Raw genomic sequence first — 17,511 nt, 5'->3', positions numbered from 1 at the left:
AACCGCGATTGTCGAATGCAGTTCATTTGCACCATGGAACTCAGGGTCCTTGAATTCGACGTATCCCCGTTTGTGATCGAGTTGATCCCCTTGCTTGACGGGTCGAATTCCATCGAAAGGATCGAATCGATCCTCGAGGGAAGTGCCGGGTTCAGTTGCAAATCGCTTGAAAACGTCCTGGCCATCATGGAAACTGAGCGCCTCTTTGATACGTACCCGCAGCCGGAGCACCCGAGCGCAAACAAGTTCGAACGTCAAGAGAGGCTGTTCCAGGAGTTCGCATCCACGTTTTCCCTTACTAACTCGCCAACTCAACTGCAGGAGAAACTCCGCACTTCAAAAGTGGTGGTCGTTGGAGTCGGCGGAACCGGGACCTGGCTACTGCAATCCCTCGTCGCGGCAGGCATCGGCAGAATTGAGATTTTCGATCCGGACATTGTAGAACTCACAAATTTGAACCGGCAGATCCTATTTCAGCCTGGCGACCTGGGCTTGGCTAAGGTGGACGTCGCCGCCGAACGGTTCACGTCGATCGACGAGAACCTTCAGGTCACGGCGAACCGTCGCCGAGTGGTTGCCGCAGCAGATCTCGAATCGGCGTTAAGGGATGCCAGCCTGGTGGTCGGATGCGCCGATGAGCCGGACGTCGTCGTCCTCTCAGATATCATCGCTGAAGCCGCGACGGAAGCGCGCGTTCCCCACATCGTTGGTGGGGCGTATGGCGGGAACCTGGGCGTGCCCGGCACCAGCATCATCCCCGGTCAGACAGTGTGCTGGCAGTGCATCCGTTCACAGACCATGAATGATCACAACCGCGCCGACTTCCTCCCGCTCAAAGGACGAACGAGGAGCGGGGGGAGCATCGCAGCTATTTCGGGCTTGGTGGCGAATCTGGCGGCGTGGGAGGCTATGAAGATCCTGCTCGGGTTGCCGCTTGCCTTGTCTGGGCAGGTACGGGAACTCGACCTATTCACCTTGGACTGGCGCGTCCGGAAGCTCGCACGCCTTCCAGATTGCAGCTGTGAGGCCCCGCAATAACTACTGCTTCGCCTGATCCTCACCGTTTCCGGTCTGCTCGCCGGTTCCGGGTTCGTTCACTCGCACACCGTACTGTGGCCGTCCGTCCGGAAGATCCGGGTAGCGGACACCGGCCGTCGGCCGCGCGGCCGCAGCCGGGGCCGCGGCGTCCGCAACAGGCTGGGCGGGCTCGCCGGCCGTTCCCTGTCCGGCTTCCGGTCCACGCTGGCCATAGGGGTCTTGCCAGGACGCTGGACGTTCCGGGGCCGGGCCCTGTGGTGCACCTGGATGGACCGGCGGGTTCCTGTAGTCCTGCGGCGTGTATGCCTGCGGCGGCCGGCCGAAAGCCGCTTCGGAGGGATTCATCGGCAACTGGTGAAGGAGACGGCGGGCTTCGTGGGATGCCTCCAAGGCGACAATGACGTCATAGTTCGTCGCCACTACCTGGCTGGTGGAGGTGAAGTCCCGCTTCCCGCGCTGTGCTGCGTAGGTGACGATCCCAAAGAGCATGAAGAATGCAGCACCCATGAGGACCGACGTCACAATCGAGAAGGGGCCACCGGCCGGGGTGAAGAACGAAAGCATGACGCCCACGAACAGGCCGAACCACATACCGCTCAGGGCTCCGGACAAGGCAACCCTGGGGTAACTGAGCCGTCCCGTAACCCGCTCCACCATTTTGAGGTCGTTTCCGACAATGGAGACATGCTGGACGGGGAACTGCTGGTCGGCAAGATAATCCACCGCCTTCTGGGCATCGAGATAGGAAGTGTAAGAGCCCACGGTGTCGCCTTTAGGGACGCTGCGGGATTCCTCCGTGGCCTTAGGGGCACCGAAAATGTTCGCCATACCCCCATTCTGTCCCATACACATGTGAACCGGCTGAAATTCAGCTAAAAGAGAGCAGACTCGGTAGCCTGTAAGGGTGAGCACAAATCCTTCACGCATCTTTGTTGCGCGCTTGCTCGGCCTCGACGTTTTCGACCCCCTCGGCGATCGCCTGGGCCGGCTACGCGACGTCGTGGTGCTCTCGCGCGGCTTGCGCGGGGCCCCGCACGCAGTGGGTATCGTCGTCGAAGTTCCGGGCAAGAAGCGCGTCTTCGTTCCCATGACCAGGCTGACGTCCATGGACCAGAGCCAGATCATCTGTACCGGACTGGTCAATCTGCGGCGCTTCCAGCAACGCGGTGCCGAGCAACTGGTGGTCGGCGAGCTCTTTGACCGCAAGGTGACCCTCAAGGACGGCAGCGGCGACGCCATCATCGAAGACATCGCCATGGACCAGCAGCGCAACGGTGACTGGCTCGTCTCCAAGCTTTTCATTCGACGCGGCACGTCTACGTCCAGGCTCCGGGGGTTGCGCCGCGGTCATACCCTTCTGGTGGACTGGGCGGACACGCTGCAGGGCTCCGAGAACGATCCCCAAGGTGCAAGCCACTTCGTCGCCACGCACGAGGACCTCAAGCCGGCCGACTTCGCCGACGCACTCCAGGAGATGTCGGACAAACGACGGATCGAAGTGGCCAGCGAGCTGCAGGACGAACGCCTCGCCGATGTGCTCCAGGAATTGCCGGAAGAAGACCAGGTCACGCTGTTGTCCGCTTTGGACAACGAGCGCGCAGCCGATGTCCTGGAAGAAATGGACCCGGACGACGCCGCAGACCTGTTGGCTGACCTGCCTTCCGCCAAGGCCGAGGAACTACTGCTCCTGATGGAGCCCGACGAGGCTGACGATGTCCGCAGGCTCCTGCAGTACGACGAGGACACCGCCGGCGGCCTCATGACCCCGGTTCCCGTCATCCTTCCACCGGAAGCCACGGTGGCCGAGGCACTTGCCCATGTGCGCAGCGAGGAGCTCTCCCCCGCCCTGGCCTCGGCCATCTTCATTTGCCGCCCTCCGTTGGAGACACCCACCGGACGATTCCTCGGCGTCGTGCATATCCAGCAATTGCTCCGCAGCGCCCCGCCCGAACAGCTCGGCAGCATCGTTGACAAGAACCTGGAGCCGGTTTCCGATCACGCCAGCGTCAGCGAGGTCAGCCACACCATGGCCTCCTACAACCTCAACTCCCTCCCGGTCGTGAATAGCGCCGGCCGCCTCGTAGGGGCGGTGACTGTTGATGACCTCCTAGACCATTTGCTCCCGGACGACTGGCGAACCCACGAAGACGGAGCCCCGATCAGGAAACTAGGAGGCCGAATTGGCTGAGAAGCCCACCAGCGGAGGATTGGACACCCCGCTCGAGCTGCGCTCCCGCATGCTGCCGAATTTCGGCAGCGATCCCGATGCCTTCGGCCGGTTTGCCGAACGCTTCGCCCGTTACATGGGTACGGCGAATTTCCTGTTCTACATGACGATCTTCGTGATCGTCTGGATCGCGTTCAACGTTATTGGCTTGTTCGGCTTCCAGTGGGATCCCTACCCGTTCATCCTCCTCAATCTCTTCTTCTCCACACAGGCCTCCTACGCCGCGCCCCTGATCCTGTTGGCCCAGAACCGCCAGGACGACAGAGACCGCGTGACAATCGAGCAGGACCGGGCCCGTGACGAGCGCAATCTGGCTGACACCGAATACTTGACCCGTGAGGTCGCAGCTCTCCGCATCGCCCTGCGCGAGGTCGCTACCAGGGATTACGTGCGCGCCGAACTCCGCTCGCTGCTGTCGGATCTGCTCGAAGCGCAGGAAGAGTTGGGGCCGAACAATTCCGGCGGCTCCAACAACGGCGAGAAAGCCAAGGACAAAATCAAGGACAAGCGCAACAAACAGCGCAATCCTCCCACCCAGCAGATCCCCAAGATTCATCCGGCGCATTCCAGCGCCAGCCAATCCGAACCCGACCTCTCGGCCGTCGGCACGTCGCCAACGCGGAACCCGGGTCCCCCCGCCCAGCCCGAAAGCTGAACACCCACCCCATGAGCACACCATCCGTCGAGGCCCTCAACGCTGCCTTGGCAACCGTCATCGATCCCGAACTCCGCCGGCCCATCACGGAATTGGGGATGCTGGATTCGGTAGAGGCCAGTCCGGACGGAACCGTCCGGGTTGCGGTGCTGCTGACCATCGCCGGCTGCCCGCTGCGGGAAACCATAACGGCCGACGCCACCGCCGCCCTGACGCGGGTTCCCGGCGTGACCGCCGTCGATGTCGAACTCAAGGTCATGACACAAGCGCAACGCGATGCCCTCAAGGAACAGTTGCGAGGCGCAGGCGGGCAACGCGGAATACCTTTCAACGAGCCGGGCTCCCTGACGAAGGTCTTCGCCGTGGCCAGCGGCAAGGGCGGTGTAGGCAAGTCCTCCGTGACGGTCAACCTTGCGTGCGCCCTTGCAGCGCAGGGGCTGCGCGTGGGAATCGTCGACGCCGATGTCCACGGCTTCTCCGTTCCGGCGCTCATGGGAATCACGCAGCAGCCCACCCGGGTGGACGACATGATCCTCCCGCCCGTGGCCTTCGGCGTGAAGGTGATCTCCATTGGCATGTTCGTTTCCGGGAACAAAGCGGTGGCCTGGCGGGGGCCCATGCTGCACCGCGCCCTGGAGCAATTCCTCACGGATGTCTATTTCGGCGATCTGGATGCCTTGTTCCTGGACCTTCCACCGGGCACGGGCGACATCGCGATCTCGGTGGCACAGTTGCTTCCCAACGCCGAAATCCTCGTGGTGACCACCCCGCAGGCCGCGGCAGCCGACGTTGCCGAGCGGGCCGGAACCATCGCAACGCAGACGGGCCAGAAGCTTGCCGGCGTCGTGGAGAACATGTCCTTCCTGGAGATGCCCGACGGCGGCAGGATGGAATTGTTCGGAAGCGGCGGCGGGCGGGTGCTGGCTGAGCGGCTGAGCGCCGCCGTCGGGACCGACGTTCCGCTTTTGGGACAGATCCCCTTGGACATCCGTCTGCGCGAAGGCGGCGACGCTGGCCGCCCCGTGGTGTTGACCGCTCCGGAGACGGCTGCTGCACAGGCACTTCAGGCCATCGCGGGAAAGCTCAATGCCAAGCCCCGCGGCCTGGCCGGAATGTCCCTCGGGATCCAGCCGAAATAGCCTTCTTAGGTGGCTTCAGCGTCGAAGGGCGCTTTTTCACCGACGGAAAGCCGTTCGACAACCCGTTCGGGAGCTTTCGTCGGAGTGTCCACGGCTGCCACAGCGACAGGCGCACCGTCGCTGACGGGCTTCGTGTCGTCGTCGAGCAGCGCTTCCTTGATGATCCGGCGCGGATCGTACTGGCGCGGGTCATACTTCTTCCAGTCGACTTCATCTATGTCGATGCCGACTTCTTCCTTGATCTGCTCACGCGCGCCGGACGCCATGCGCCGCAGCTCCTTGACCAGATTCGTCAGCTTCCGCGTGTATTCAGGCAAACGGCTGGGGCCGATCACGATGACGCCGATGATCAGCAGGATGAGAAACTCCGAGCCATTGATTCCAAACACGTATCGAAGATTACCCTGTCCGTTGGTCCGCTCAGAAACCTGCGAGGCTCGCCAGGGTATGGAGTCCCCGTTGCAGCCGATCGTTCCAGGTCCCTGTGCTGTTTTCGGCGGGCCGGGCAACCACCAGCGAGTCGCCCGCTTTCACGAGCTCCGGAACGGCTCCGGCGGCCTGGCTGGCAGGCATGTCGGAGGAATAACGCAGCACTGCCACCGGCGAGGAGTAGACGGCCTGCCACGGGGCCCCCTGGGTAATGGACAATTGGGTCCCCGAAGCGCCGCTGCCCTCCAAGTGCTGCTCCACCAGCGTGGCGTGGTGGTCACCGTCACTGAGGTGCAGCTCAACGGCGGGGTGCCCGTCCTGCATCAGGGCCCGGGCGGAAACCACGTGGTAACCCATGCTTGCCATTTCGGGACATGCCCAGCCGTCCCTCCGCAGCTCGGACAATTGCTGCTCGCTCAGGTTCACCGTCCCGGCAACGCCGACGGGCAGGCTCAACTGCGAACCCGTCACGGGGAGTTGCTCTACGGCGTTTCCGGGCACGGTGGAACTGACCAGGGTCCGGACTTCCTGTTCGCCACGGTCGGACGCCTGGGGCGCAACTTCGCCGCCAAGCGCGTAGGCCGCAACCGCCAGGATTCCGGCGCTGACGGCGAGCCCGCCGGCCGCGGCGCTGGCGAGCCGGATCCCGTGCCATACGCTTCGCTGGGGCGCCGGGCGCTCGTCGACATCGGATTGCGCCAACCGCTGGGTGTGCTCGATCAGCCTGTTGGTGAAGTCCTGGCTCGCCTCGGGAACGGCGGCACGGCGAAGCCGTTCGAGGTACTGGCGTTCCCGCAGGACAGCGGCGTGGCATTCAGAGCATTGCTGCAGGTGGCCGGGGGCTCGGCTGTGCCGGATATTTCCCCGAGTCAAACCACCGAGTCGTCCTTTCAGCAGACCCATCGGCGACTAAAGGAGGCCGGCGATGCGCGGCATCTTAAGGCGCGGCTTGCGGGCCTGGACCGGACGCGGATCCCGGTGCGCCAGTTTTTCGCGGAGCATTGTCCGGCCGCGGTGGATGCGGGACCTGACGGTTCCCAGCTTCACGCCGAGCGCCTCGGCAACTTCGTCGTAGGAGAGGCCTTCAAGATCGCAAAGCACGACGGCGGCGCGAAAGTCCGGGGGCAGTTCTTCCAGGGCGCGCTGGACGTCGAGATCGAGGTTGTTCAACTCGAAGCTCTGCTCGGGACCGGGTTCATGTCCAGGCAGCCGGGATTCGGCGTCTTCGGCCAGGGCATCGAATCGAATACGGCTTTTCCGACGGGCCTGGTCGAGGAAGAGATTGGTGGTGATCCGGTGCAGCCAGCCGTCGAGTGTGCCTGGCTTGAAGTTTTCGAGCGAACGGAAGACCCTGACGAAGACTTCCTGGGTGAGGTCCTCGGCGTCGAACTTGTTTCCGGTGAGCCGGTAGGCAAGGCGGAAGACCTTGGCGGAGTGGTTCTCCACCACTTCTTCCCAGCTTGGCCTGACCCATTCTTCGGCTGGCGGGGCCGTGTCGGTGGAACCCAGGACTGCTGCCGTTGCCTGGACTGGCGCAGCACTTGATGCCCGCATCGTCCGCTCCCCTCAAACTGTTTGTCATCCTGCCGGTCACTCAGGAGTTCGTTGCCGGCCCTCACTTGGATGGCTGGATATACATCATCCCAGTGTTGCCTGAGATTTTGCTGATCGCAGGCAGGCTTTTCCCGCAGAGCGAACATCATCCGGAGGAAGCCGGAGAGACACAGAATTGCGGGCCGCAGGCATCCGGGCTGGGCGGCCCGTAGCCAGTAGTCTGGAAGAAATACCCCTCTGCCTGGAAAGCGAACCCCCATGAGTGCCGACAAGTCAACCAGCTGGTCCTATGCAGAAGATCTGCCTGCCGAGGACGACGTGTTGCTTCGCGCCCGTGAACGCTCCTTCGAGCTGGGCGTTACTCCCGTCAGCCCCGGCGTTGGCGCCGTCCTGACAGTCCTGGCCGCGGCGTCGAAGGCACAGACGGTTGTGGAGGTCGGCTCCGGGGCAGGGGTCTCCGGCGTGTGCCTGCTGCGCGGCCTCAGCCCGCAGGCCGTCCTGACCACTATCGACGTCGACGTCGAGCACCTCAAGGCCGCCCGCGAGGCCTTCCTGGAATCCGGCAGTCCGGCGAACCGCACCCGGACGATCTCCGGCCGTGCGGCCGACGTTTTGCCGCGCCTCACCGACTCCGCATACGACCTCGTGTTCATCGACGCCGACAAACCGAACTTTCCCGGTTACGTTCAGCAAGCCATCCGATTGCTCAAGTCGGGCGGAACATTGGTCATCAATGACGCGCTGGACAAGGACAAAGTTTCCAACCCGGCTGCCAGGGACAGCACCACCGTGGTGTTGCGCCAGATCGGCAAGGCCATCCGCGACGACGAACGGCTCTCGTCAGCGATGCTTCCCACGGGAGACGGATTGCTGGTAGCGGTCAAGAAGTAGCTGGCCCTCGTTCGCCTCCAGGCATAAACATGAAAGCAGGGCGCCGGCTCTTCTGCCGGGGCCCTGCCCAGTGAATCTATTCGGTAACGCCTACGAGGCATTCCTTGAGGTTCGCCGCCTCTGCTGCGTTGAGCTCGACCACCAGCCGTCCTCCGCCTTCGAGCGGCACACGCATGATCAGGCTGCGGCCCTCTTTGGTTACTTCCATAGGGCCGTCGCCAGTACGTGGTTTCATAGCCGCCATTAGGAAAATCCCCTCCAGTTGTCCCAAATCCCGCCAACCCGGCCGGGTTGGCTCCGCGTGGAATATACGGCGTCGACAGTCATGGCAGTTCAGTCGTCGTCGCCGGGCACCCGAGGGTGCCTTTGTCCTTGCTTGTGTCCATTATCTCGTAATTACCCGCCCGTAGCTAATTGATGGACTTTTCCCGCCGGGCCGTGATCGCGCTTGAACTGGCGAAACGACGCGGAGGCATCACGGAGGATAGTCGCCRCCGCCCGGCAACTGCGCCCACGCCCACAGCCAGACGATCCATACGATCTGGAGGAGGAAGAACATGACCACCACGGTGCCGCGGTAAGCCTTCGAGCGGGACAACCAGGCCGTGCTGAGCGCCAAGGGGAACAAGGGCAAGAGCATCCGGAACGTGCTCGTCTGGGGGTGCAGGAAGACCAGAAGATACCCCACGTAGCACGTGCACCAAAGCCTCAGTTCGGTGCCGAGGGCCCGGACAGGTTTGCTCAACATCAGCAGGGCAAAGAGCGCGACGAAGACGAACGGCGCGAGAATGCCGAGTACCGGCCCGAAGAGCATTTGGCCGGTCTCGAACCATGGCTTGAACGGAACAAGGTCGTCCCCTCGCCAAACAGTTTCGGTCTTGGTGTAGGCCAGCGGATCCCCCGTGACCGCCCAGGCGATGGCCGGCCACGCGAGGGCCCCCGCCGCGCTGACCCCCACTAGCGCGGCCAGCGATCCAAGCTCCCGGAGCGTCGGGATCGACCCGGCGGCGGGCACGTCGGCGGGCACGTCGCCTGGCACTGACGGGCGGCGCCCGAACCTCTTCCACAAGTGGTGGACCAGGAGTAGGCCCACCATGGCCGCGAAGGGCACTCCAGTGGGCCGCGACAGGCACATGAGCAGGACCACGGGCATCGCCGCGAGGTACTTGCGACGCACCAGCAGCAGGAGCGAACCCGCCAGGAGCAGGGTATTGAGGGATTCCGCGTAGGGGACCTGCAGGATGGCCGAGACGGGGAACATCGAGAAGAAGGTCAGTGCCCACAGCGCCGTGGTCCGCCCGGCGAATTCCCGGAACAGTTTGTAGGCCACCAGGGCCGCCCCAAGCCCGGCCACCATCGCGACGACCGTCAGGGCGGGCAGCGTCGCCAGTCCGGTGAGTGCACCGAGCGCCTTGGCAAGGTACGGAAAGAGTGGATAGAACGCCCAGGAATTTTCCGCGACGCCGCCGTTCGCATTGACCGGCAAAACAGAGGGGTACCCGTTGTTCGCCGCTTCGGCGTACCAGCGCCCATCCCAGATGGTGATGAAGTTCCAGTAGTCAGGTGCCGGCGGAAACCACGGATTGACGCCTTGCTGCAACGCTGCGGCCATGAAGATGCAAGCGCTGACAAGCCTCGAGGCGATGTAGACGAGGGAGACCTGGACCCACCACGGCCAGCCCGCGGCGTGGGCTCCGGCGCGGCGCAATCTTCGGACCAGGAATCCCGTCGGGGACCGCGATTCGAGTGACGGGGTCACTCTTTTGGGTCTTCCTGGTTCCCGGCTGCCTCCAGGGCCAGTTTCAGCCGTTCGATTTCCCTCTCCTGCGAGGTCAGCTGATCCCGGAGCTCATCGAGGACCTCATCCACCTGGTCCATCCGGTAGCCCCGCAGCCCAAGGGCGAAGCGCACGCGGTCGACGTCGGATGCCTTGGCTCCTGCCGGCAACAGGACCGGCGGCAGGTTCGGGACGGGTTCATCCAAACCGGCGCCGGAGTCGCGGGAGGATCTCGCCATTCCGGCGCCGAGGAACAACACGGCACCGATAATGACAATCGCGAGAAAGACCAGAAAAAAGCTCACAGCAACCATCGTGCCAGACTCAGCTGAGAGTGCAGTGACGGCAAGGCTACTCCGGGCGCTGGTCCCCGTTGGTCGAGGGTGGCCGCGGGATTCCGTGCAGGACGCGGTGAACGGCGTCCGCAGGATCGTCCACAAGCTGGATGAGGTCCAGGTCCTTCGCGGAGACCATGCCTTCGGCCACAAGGGTCCCCTTGATCCATTCGATCATCGGGCTCCAGAAGTCGACCCCCAGAAGGACGATGGGGAACGATGTCACCTTGCGGGTCTGCACCAGGACCATGGCTTCGAACAGTTCGTCCAGGGTTCCCAGGCCGCCCGGCAGGACAATGAACCCTTGCGCGTACTTGACGAACATGGTCTTGCGGGCAAAGAAGTACCTGAAGTTGATGCCAAGGTCCACCCAGCGGTTGAGGCCTTGTTCGAACGGCAGCTCGATTCCCAGTCCCACGGAAACGCCGTTGCCTTCAACGGCGCCCCTGTTGGCGGCTTCCATGGATCCCGGGCCACCACCGGTGATGACGGCGACGCCGGCTTCCGCGAGGTGGCGGCCCACCTGCACGCCCATATCGTAATAGCCGGTGCCCGGCTTGGTGCGGGCGGAACCAAAGACACTGACGGCGGGGCCGAGCTCGGCGAGCGCACCGAATCCTTCAACGAATTCACTCTGGATCCGCAGGACCCGCCACGGGTCGGTGTGAATGAAGTGGTCGGCTCCCCTGGTGTCCAGGAGTCGCTGGTCCGACATCGGCATAGCGGCCTGTTTGCGCCGAAGCTCCAAGGGTCCTTTGTGCTTGGCTGGCGGCTCTGCGGCTACGGCCGGAGCTGACGCTGCCGATCCGTTGCTCATCGCCTTGCCATTGGCGTCTGGACTAGGAACTTGGGGCTGGCTGGTACTCATTGACCTAGGCTAGCGCGGATGGCGGCTGCAGCCGTTCCGGCGTGGCCTGTTGTTTGCGGTATTGGGTTTCCTACCCATCATTTGCTGTCAGATAGCTGCAAAGCAGGTATCTGTTGAATCACGATCCACGTAAGTTAGTGTGAGCTGGCTCAACTTGAATCATTTCTTCGCTAGATTCGTCACATGACTATTCAAGCCGCCAGCGATGCCCTCGTCTCCCTGAATGGCGTCAATAAGCACTTTGGTCAACTACATGTCCTGAAGGACATCAACCTCCAAGTGAAAAAGGGTGAGGTTGTGGTTGTCATCGGGCCTTCGGGCTCGGGCAAGTCCACGCTGTGCCGGGCCATCAACCGCTTGGAGACCATCGATACGGGCGAGATTTCGATCGATGGCAAGAAGCTGCCTGAGGAAGGCAAGGAACTTGCCCTTCTCAGGGCCGATGTCGGCATGGTCTTCCAATCGTTCAACCTGTTCGCCCACAAGACGATTCTCGAAAACGTCACGCTGGGACCGATCAAGGTGAAGAAACAGGACAAAGCAACCGCGGACAAGGACGCCATGGCGTTGTTGGAGCGGGTCGGCGTCGGGCAACAGGCACCCAAGATGCCTGCACAGCTCTCCGGTGGCCAACAGCAGCGTGTGGCAATTGCCCGGGCTCTCGCGATGAAGCCGAAGGTCATGCTTTTCGACGAGCCGACTTCGGCACTTGATCCGGAAATGATCAACGAGGTCCTGGATGTCATGGTCCAGTTGGCCAAGGAAGGCATGACCATGATCGTGGTCACCCACGAGATGGGCTTTGCGCGCAAAGCCGCCGACCGCGTTGTCTTCATGGCCGACGGCCAGATTGTTGAAGACGCCAAGCCGGAGGAATTCTTCACCAACCCCCAAAGCAACCGTGCCAAGGATTTCCTCTCCAAACTCCTGACTCACTGACACTCACCGCACCCAGGCCGCGGGGGTGGCCGCACAATGAAAGGAATATCATGAAGTCTTTTATCACCCGGAGGAAATCCCTCCTGGTCGCTGCAAGCGCGGCGCTCGCCCTTTCGCTGAGCGCATGCGGTGGCGGCGGCGGTTCCACCACCGCGCCAAGCAGCGAGTCCGCGCCGTTCACGGTGGCCCAGAACGTATCCATCACGGGCAGCCCCACGTTCGACAAGATCAAGTCGAACGGAAAGATCACGATCGGCGTCAAGCAGGATCAGCCTGGCCTGGGCTTCAAGGATGCCGCGACCGGCGAGTACAGCGGTTTTGACATCCAGGTTGCCCAGTGGATCGCCGCATCCCTCGGTTTCTCGAAGGACAAGATCGAGTACAAGCCCATTCCTTCGGCCAACCGCGAGTCCGCCATTACCAACGGCGACATTGACTACTACGTCGGGACCTACTCCATCACGGACAAGCGCAAGCAGTTGGTCGACTTCGCCGGACCCTACTTCGTGACGGGTCAAGGCTTGCTGGTCAAGAAGAGCAACACGACCATCAACAGCGAGAAGGACCTGAGCGGGAAGAACGTCTGTTCGGCCACGGGTTCAACCCCCATCCAGAACATCAAGGCAAACTTCCCCGGCACCAAGACCACTGAGTTCGACACGTATTCACAGTGTGTCGAGGCGCTCAAGAGCGGCCAGGTCGATGCTGTGACTACCGACCAGGCAATCCTGATCGGTTATGCCTCCCAGGACACCGACAACCTCAAGGTGGTCGGCCAGCCGTTCACCACTGAGAAGTACGGTGTTGGCTTGAAGAAGGGCGATACCGCCTTCCGCAAGTTCGTGAACAAGATGTTCACTGACGGCGGCTCTGTGTGGCAGAAGATCTACGACTCCACACTGGGCCAGTCCGGCACCAAGGTCACCCAACCCGCAGTGGACAACTACTAAACCCATGTTGAGGGGGCGGCCCTTGGCCGCCCCCTCGAATATCGGCTGAAAGCGACCATTCTGTGAATACGCTGCTGAATAATTCGGACCTGTTCATCACAGGGTTCCGGAACACCCTTGTACTTTTCGTCGTTGCCGGGATCTTCGCCCTGATCCTGGGCACCATCGTGGCGACCTTGAGGGTATCCCCCATCCCTGCGATGCGCGCCGCAGCCACTTTGTACATCAACGTTGTGCGCAACACCCCATTGACGTTGGTCCTGTTCTTTTTTGCCTTGGGCTATCCGAAGCTCGGTCTCGTGGAAATTGATTTCATGACCGCCGCAACCGTCGGCCTCAGCCTGTACACCGCTACTTATGTGGCGGAAGCCGTACGCTCCGGCATCAACACCGTGCCTGTCGGCCAGGCCGAAGCTGCCCGTGCCATCGGCCTTCCGTTCACCCAAACCCTGACCCTGGTGATCCTCCCCCAGGCATTCCGCGCCGTCATCCCGCCCATGTTCAGCGTGTTCATCGCATTGCTCAAGAACACAACGGTGGCAGCCGGCTTCTCGGTCGCCGAAGCGGGAGCCATCAGATCGAATCTTTCCGAGCGCGGCGAGCCTGCCATGGCCGGGCTGCTCTGGGTCGCACTGATCTTCGTTCTGCTCGTTTTCATCCTTTCCTTCGTCCAGCGGAAGCTTGAAAAGAAATGGAAGGTGGCCCGATGAGCTCGGTCCTTTTTGACGCTCCGGGCCCGAAGGCCCGCGCACGCTACCGGATTCTCGGCGTCGTGACCGCCCTGGTCATTCTCGCCATCGTCGGATTCATCGTCCTTCGTTTCGCCCAAAGCGGCCAGTTCGACGAGAAGAAGTGGCATTTGTTCACCTTCCCGCTGGTCCAGCAGACCATCATCCAATCAGTGGGCGCCACGCTTTCAGCGTTTGCCACGGCGGCCGTGCTCAGCTTGGTGCTGGGTGTCTTCCTGGCCTTCGGGAGGCTCTCCGACCGCAAGTGGATCAGCTTGCCTTGCTATGGGTTCACGGAGCTCTTCCGTGCCATTCCGTTGCTGATCCTCATGATGATCTTCTACTACGGGCTCCCTCCCCTCGGCGTCCAGGGGATCACGCCTTTCACGGCAGTCGTTGCGGGCCTGGTGCTCTACAACGGATCGGTGCTCGCGGAAGTCTTCCGGGCCGGCATCGAATCGCTCCCCCGTGGCCAGAGCGAGGCCGGCTACGCCATCGGCTTGCCGAAGAGCGCGGTCATGACAAACATCCTGCTGCCGCAGGCGGTCCGCTCGATGCTCCCGGTGATCATTTCCCAACTCGTGGTCATCCTCAAGGACACCGCATTGGGCTTCATTGTGACCTACAACGAGATCCTCTTCCAGGCCAAGTACTTCGGAAGCCAGGCCCAGTACGGTTCGCCCATCATTCCTTCCGCGATCATTGCCGGTGTGCTGTACGTCGGGATGTGCCTGATCCTGGCCGGAATCGCCAAGTGGCTTGAAGGCCGGATGCGCCGCAACGTCAAAGTGGTGAAGGTGGCCAAGTCGGAGATTGTGGCAGGGCTGGGTCCCGCACCCAACCCCACGGGCCACACCCGCATTCTCAAGCAAAAATAAGGTCACTCCACCTAGTCGGCCAGCCACGACCGCAACGCCCGGAGGCACTCACGGATGGCGTCGGCGTCGACGTGTTCGTTGTCTTTGTGCGCAAGAAGCGGATCGCCCGGTCCGAAGTTGACCGCGGGAACGCCGAGCTCGCTGAAGCGCGCGACGTCGGTCCAACCGTACTTGGGTTTGGGCTCGGCACCGACGGCGGCAACGAAGGACGCCGCAGCCGGGTGGTTGAGGCCCGGCCGCGCCCCGGCGGCAGCGTCGGTGCGGACGACGTCGAAGCCGTCCAAGAGTTCCCGGACGTGGGCTTCGGCCTGGTCCGGGGTCTTGTCCGGCGCGAAGCGATAGTTGATCTCCACGACACAGCGGTCCGGGATGACGTTGCCCGCAGTGCCGCCGTTAATCTTCACGGCATTGAGGCTTTCCCGGTAGTCCAGCCCGTCCACGTTGACGGTGCGAGGTTCGTACGAGGCCAAGCGGCTCAGGATGGGAGCGGCTGCGTGGATGGCGTTGCTGCCCATCCACGCACGGGCGGAGTGCGCCGCTTCCCCGACCGTGGTGGCTTCGAAGCGGCTGGTGCCGTTGCAACCGCCTTCCACCGTGCCGTCGGTGGGTTCGAGCAGGATCGCGAAGTCCCCCTCCAGGAGATGGCCATGGTTCCGTACCAAGCGGCCGAGGCCGCTCTTGACCGCTTCAACTTCCTCATGGTCATAGAAGACGAAGGTGACGTCTTTGCCCGGCTCGGCGCCGCCGTCGAACATTGTCGCGGCGAGCGCAAGCTGCACCGCGACCCCGCCCTTCATGTCGGTGGCTCCGCGTCCATACAAGGTTCCCGTCCCGGGGACGCCGGACTCCCACGTGGCGGGCACGGTGCCGAGCGAACCCTCCACGGTGGGCAACGGCACGGTATCGAGGTGGCCGGCCAAGATCACGCGCTCCGGGCGTCCCAGCTCGGTCCGGGCAATGATGGCGTCGCCGTCCCGCACAAGCTGCAGGCCGGGGATCGTACGAAGCGCGGATTCAACGGCGTCTGCAAGCGCGGCTTCGTTGCCGGACACGCTGTTGACGTCCATCAGCGCCGCGGTCAGCAGCGCAACGTCTTGCCTGATGTCAAGAAGGATCGGGGTAGTTTCAACGGTCACCTGTCCACTGTATCCCGAGCGAATTGCGACCCCTCGGTCCACACACGGTTTCAAGGGAAGCAGTGGCTCTCGATAGACTTGCGCCATGACTGAAACCGCTGCCTCTGCCGCTCTCGATAGCGCTTCTGACAACGATCGCTCCGCCTATGGCTTTGGCCTGGCCACCATCGCCACCTCCGACGCCGGAGAAGCGACAGTGCTGGACGTCTGGTTTCCGGCACCGGCATTGGGCGAAGCTGCCGCATCCCTGCGCGCCGTGGAGCACGCCGACGAGTCGCTGACTGCTCTCGCAGCTGAAAGCCACGACGCCGACCGCCGGACCGAACAGAAGGTGGTCTTTGCCCAGATCAACCTGGACGAGGCACCTGCCGACACCGTTGACGCCTACCTGCGCCTGCACTTGCTTTCGCACCGGCTCGTCAAGCCCAACAGCATCAACCTGGACGGGATCTTCGGCAAGCTCCCGAACGTTGTGTGGACGAACTTCGGCCCCGCAGCAGTGGACGGCTTCGAATTGACCCGCGCCCGCCTGCGTAAGCGCGGCGCCGTCACGGTCTACGGAGTGGACAAGTTCCCGCGCATGGTGGACTACGTCGTTCCCACCGGGGTCAGGATCGCCGACGCCGACCGGGTCCGCCTGGGCGCCTACCTCTCCGAAGGCACCACGGTCATGCACGAGGGCTTCGTGAACTTCAACGCCGGCACGCTCGGCACGTCCATGGTGGAAGGGCGCATCTCGGCAGGTGTTGTTGCCGGTGACGGCACCGACGTCGGTGGCGGCGCCTCCATCATGGGGACCCTCTCCGGTGGCGGCAAGGAAAAGATCGCCCTGGGTGAGCGCGTGCTCCTGGGTGCCAACTCCGGCGTGGGCATCAGCATCGGCGACGACTCCGTGGTCGAAGCAGGCCTCTACGTCACGGCTGGAACCCGCGTGCGCATCCCCGGCCCGAAGGACGCCAACGGGGAAGACACCAGCAGCATCATCAAGGCTGTTGAGCTCTCCGGCGTGCCGAACCTGCTGTTCCGCCGCAATTCCACAACTGGCGAAGTCGAGGTCCTTCCCCGCAAGGGCCAGACGGTGGAACTCAACGAAGCCCTCCACGCCAACTAGCTGATACCTGGATGCGCCGTCTCCGACGCACCATCATCTTGTTGCTGGCGCTTGCCTTGGTGGCCGGTGCCATCTACGCCGTGGTGACTGTACTGCAGCGTTCCGAAACCTTGGTCACGGAACGCTGCGTCGCCGTCGTGGGCTCGGACTCCTACGAGCTGGCGACGGACCAGGCCGCGAATGCCGCCCTCATCACCGCCATTGCCGTGCAGCGGGGGCTGCCTCCGCGCGCGGCCACAATCGCCGTGGCCACAGCCATGCAGGAATCCAAGCTTCGCAACATCGGACACGGTGACGAGGTTGGCCCCGATTCGCGGGGCCTGTTCCAGCAGCGCCCCTCCCAGGGCTGGGGCACCGAAGCCGAGGTCATGGATCCTGCCTACGCGACGAACGCTTTCTATGACCACCTTGTGAAAATACCCGGCTACGAAACGATGGCGATCACTGATGCGGCGCAAGCGGTCCAGCATTCCGCCTACCCCCAGGCCTACGCGCAGCAGGAACCCATGGGCCGGGCGTATGCGTCGGCGCTCACCGGACATTCCGAACGGGCCCTCGACTGCACGCTCGGGGCGGCGGACACCGCCGGCGACCCGAACGCCGTCGTGGCCGCCATGACCACGGAGTTCGGCGCCCTGCCGGCCGTGGCCCAGGGCCGCACGGTCCAGTTGAACATCAGCGGTGCGCAGGCGTGGGCTGTGGCCCAGTGGGCCGTGGCGAATGCCAAGGACCTTTCCGTGACGCAGGTTGACGTGGCTGGCGCCACCTGGAACCGGCAGGACCACAAGGGCTGGCAGGATTCAGCGGCAGCATCGGGGTCCGTGACCATCACGGTTTCGGCTCCGAAGACCTAGTT

20 protein-coding genes are annotated in these 17,511 nt (G+C 63.1%); 11 read left to right on the top strand and 9 right to left on the bottom strand.

The window, feature by feature from the left end:
• Positions 1–33: 33 nt before the first annotated feature.
• Positions 34–1,038, top strand: a complete 1,005-nt coding sequence (locus AC1DJB_RS01835) for a HesA/MoeB/ThiF family protein (protein WP_172465471.1) — start codon at positions 34–36, stop codon at positions 1,036–1,038.
• On the opposite strand, the gene AC1DJB_RS01830 is transcribed toward AC1DJB_RS01835, so the two are convergent.
• Complete coding sequence (locus AC1DJB_RS01830; RefSeq protein WP_441432528.1) at positions 1,039–1,866, bottom strand: YflT domain-containing protein; 828 nt, start codon at positions 1,864–1,866, stop codon at positions 1,039–1,041.
• Between the two features lie 76 nt (positions 1,867–1,942).
• Between AC1DJB_RS01830 and AC1DJB_RS01825 the strand changes: the two genes are divergently transcribed.
• The 3 genes from AC1DJB_RS01825 to AC1DJB_RS01815 are packed head-to-tail and all read left to right on the top strand — an operon-like array spanning position 1,943 to position 5,059.
• Complete coding sequence (locus AC1DJB_RS01825) at positions 1,943–3,226, top strand: magnesium transporter MgtE N-terminal domain-containing protein (protein ID WP_236812034.1); 1,284 nt, start codon at positions 1,943–1,945, stop codon at positions 3,224–3,226.
• Between the two features lie 49 nt (positions 3,227–3,275).
• Complete coding sequence (locus AC1DJB_RS01820) at positions 3,276–3,920, top strand: DUF1003 domain-containing protein (protein WP_307055270.1); 645 nt, start codon at positions 3,276–3,278, stop codon at positions 3,918–3,920.
• An 11-nt stretch (positions 3,921–3,931) separates the two neighbouring features.
• Positions 3,932–5,059, top strand: coding sequence for an Mrp/NBP35 family ATP-binding protein (locus tag AC1DJB_RS01815; protein WP_284991441.1), 1,128 nt, complete (start codon positions 3,932–3,934; stop codon positions 5,057–5,059).
• Between the two features lie 5 nt (positions 5,060–5,064).
• Here the strand turns inward: AC1DJB_RS01815 and AC1DJB_RS01810 are convergent, their stop codons facing one another.
• The 3 genes from AC1DJB_RS01810 to sigE are packed head-to-tail and all read right to left on the bottom strand — an operon-like array spanning position 5,065 to position 7,042.
• Positions 5,065–5,448 carry a twin-arginine translocase TatA/TatE family subunit gene (locus AC1DJB_RS01810; RefSeq protein ID WP_059387493.1) on the bottom strand — a complete coding sequence of 128 codons (384 nt, stop codon included), beginning with the start codon at positions 5,446–5,448 and terminating at the stop codon, positions 5,065–5,067.
• Between the two features lie 31 nt (positions 5,449–5,479).
• A complete protein-coding gene (locus AC1DJB_RS01805; protein ID WP_441432529.1) occupies positions 5,480–6,361 on the bottom strand; it encodes a hypothetical protein in 882 nt (293 codons plus the stop codon).
• A gap of 36 nt (positions 6,362–6,397) precedes the next feature.
• Positions 6,398–7,042: an RNA polymerase sigma factor SigE gene (gene sigE / locus AC1DJB_RS01800; protein WP_059387491.1), complete on the bottom strand. Its 645-nt coding sequence runs from the start codon at positions 7,040–7,042 to the stop codon at positions 6,398–6,400.
• Positions 7,043–7,300: 258 nt separating this feature from the next.
• On the opposite strand from sigE, the gene AC1DJB_RS01795 reads away from it, so the two are divergent.
• Complete coding sequence (locus AC1DJB_RS01795; protein WP_059387489.1) at positions 7,301–7,933, top strand: O-methyltransferase; 633 nt, start codon at positions 7,301–7,303, stop codon at positions 7,931–7,933.
• A 76-nt stretch (positions 7,934–8,009) separates the two neighbouring features.
• Here AC1DJB_RS01795 and AC1DJB_RS01790 read toward each other — a convergent pair whose 3' ends face one another.
• The 4 genes from AC1DJB_RS01790 to AC1DJB_RS01775 all read right to left on the bottom strand — a co-directional run bounded on the left by AC1DJB_RS01790 (position 8,010) and on the right by AC1DJB_RS01775 (position 10,862).
• Complete coding sequence (locus AC1DJB_RS01790) at positions 8,010–8,177, bottom strand: DUF3117 domain-containing protein (protein WP_009357720.1); 168 nt, start codon at positions 8,175–8,177, stop codon at positions 8,010–8,012.
• 231 nt (positions 8,178–8,408) lie between these two features.
• The gene (locus AC1DJB_RS01785; protein WP_370872279.1) at positions 8,409–9,692 is read right to left on the bottom strand and encodes a hypothetical protein; all 1,284 of its coding nucleotides are present in this window, start codon (positions 9,690–9,692) and stop codon (positions 8,409–8,411) included.
• Complete coding sequence (locus AC1DJB_RS01780) at positions 9,689–10,024, bottom strand: DivIVA domain-containing protein (protein ID WP_059387488.1); 336 nt, start codon at positions 10,022–10,024, stop codon at positions 9,689–9,691. The genes AC1DJB_RS01785 and AC1DJB_RS01780 overlap by 4 nt, the downstream gene beginning before the upstream one ends.
• Positions 10,025–10,061: 37 nt before the next feature.
• Entirely contained in the window at positions 10,062–10,862 is an 801-nt protein-coding gene (locus AC1DJB_RS01775; RefSeq protein WP_059387487.1) for an LOG family protein, read from the bottom strand.
• Positions 10,863–11,096: 234 nt separating this feature from the next.
• Here AC1DJB_RS01775 and AC1DJB_RS01770 point away from each other — a divergent pair, with 234 nt between their 5' ends.
• The 4 genes from AC1DJB_RS01770 to AC1DJB_RS01755 all read left to right on the top strand — a co-directional run bounded on the left by AC1DJB_RS01770 (position 11,097) and on the right by AC1DJB_RS01755 (position 14,408).
• Positions 11,097–11,852: an amino acid ABC transporter ATP-binding protein gene (locus tag AC1DJB_RS01770; protein WP_059387486.1), complete on the top strand. Its 756-nt coding sequence runs from the start codon at positions 11,097–11,099 to the stop codon at positions 11,850–11,852.
• 50 nt (positions 11,853–11,902) lie between these two features.
• The gene (locus AC1DJB_RS01765; protein WP_059387485.1) at positions 11,903–12,802 is read left to right on the top strand and encodes a glutamate ABC transporter substrate-binding protein; all 900 of its coding nucleotides are present in this window, start codon (positions 11,903–11,905) and stop codon (positions 12,800–12,802) included.
• 62 nt (positions 12,803–12,864) lie between these two features.
• Positions 12,865–13,512, top strand: coding sequence for an amino acid ABC transporter permease (locus tag AC1DJB_RS01760; protein ID WP_059387484.1), 648 nt, complete (start codon positions 12,865–12,867; stop codon positions 13,510–13,512).
• Positions 13,509–14,408, top strand: a complete 900-nt coding sequence (locus AC1DJB_RS01755) for an amino acid ABC transporter permease (RefSeq protein WP_476909847.1) — start codon at positions 13,509–13,511, stop codon at positions 14,406–14,408. Before AC1DJB_RS01760 ends, AC1DJB_RS01755 begins: the two co-directional genes overlap by 4 nt.
• An 11-nt stretch (positions 14,409–14,419) precedes the next feature.
• Here the strand turns inward: AC1DJB_RS01755 and dapE are convergent, their stop codons facing one another.
• Entirely contained in the window at positions 14,420–15,544 is a 1,125-nt protein-coding gene (gene dapE / locus AC1DJB_RS01750; RefSeq protein WP_476909846.1) for a succinyl-diaminopimelate desuccinylase, read from the bottom strand.
• Between the two features lie 85 nt (positions 15,545–15,629).
• Between dapE and dapD the strand changes: the two genes are divergently transcribed.
• Entirely contained in the window at positions 15,630–16,655 is a 1,026-nt protein-coding gene (dapD, locus tag AC1DJB_RS01745) for a 2,3,4,5-tetrahydropyridine-2,6-dicarboxylate N-succinyltransferase (protein ID WP_306958658.1), read from the top strand.
• A gap of 11 nt (positions 16,656–16,666) precedes the next feature.
• On the top strand, positions 16,667–17,509 hold the full coding sequence (locus AC1DJB_RS01740) for a transglycosylase SLT domain-containing protein (protein WP_441432530.1): 843 nt from the start codon (positions 16,667–16,669) through the stop codon (positions 17,507–17,509).
• Positions 17,510–17,511: the final 2 nt, after the last annotated feature.

The sequence above is a fragment of the Arthrobacter sp. 01T428 genome, assembly GCF_056398685.1.
Note: the sequence above shows the minus strand (reverse complement) of the source record. Positions and strands in the feature narration are given on the sequence as shown.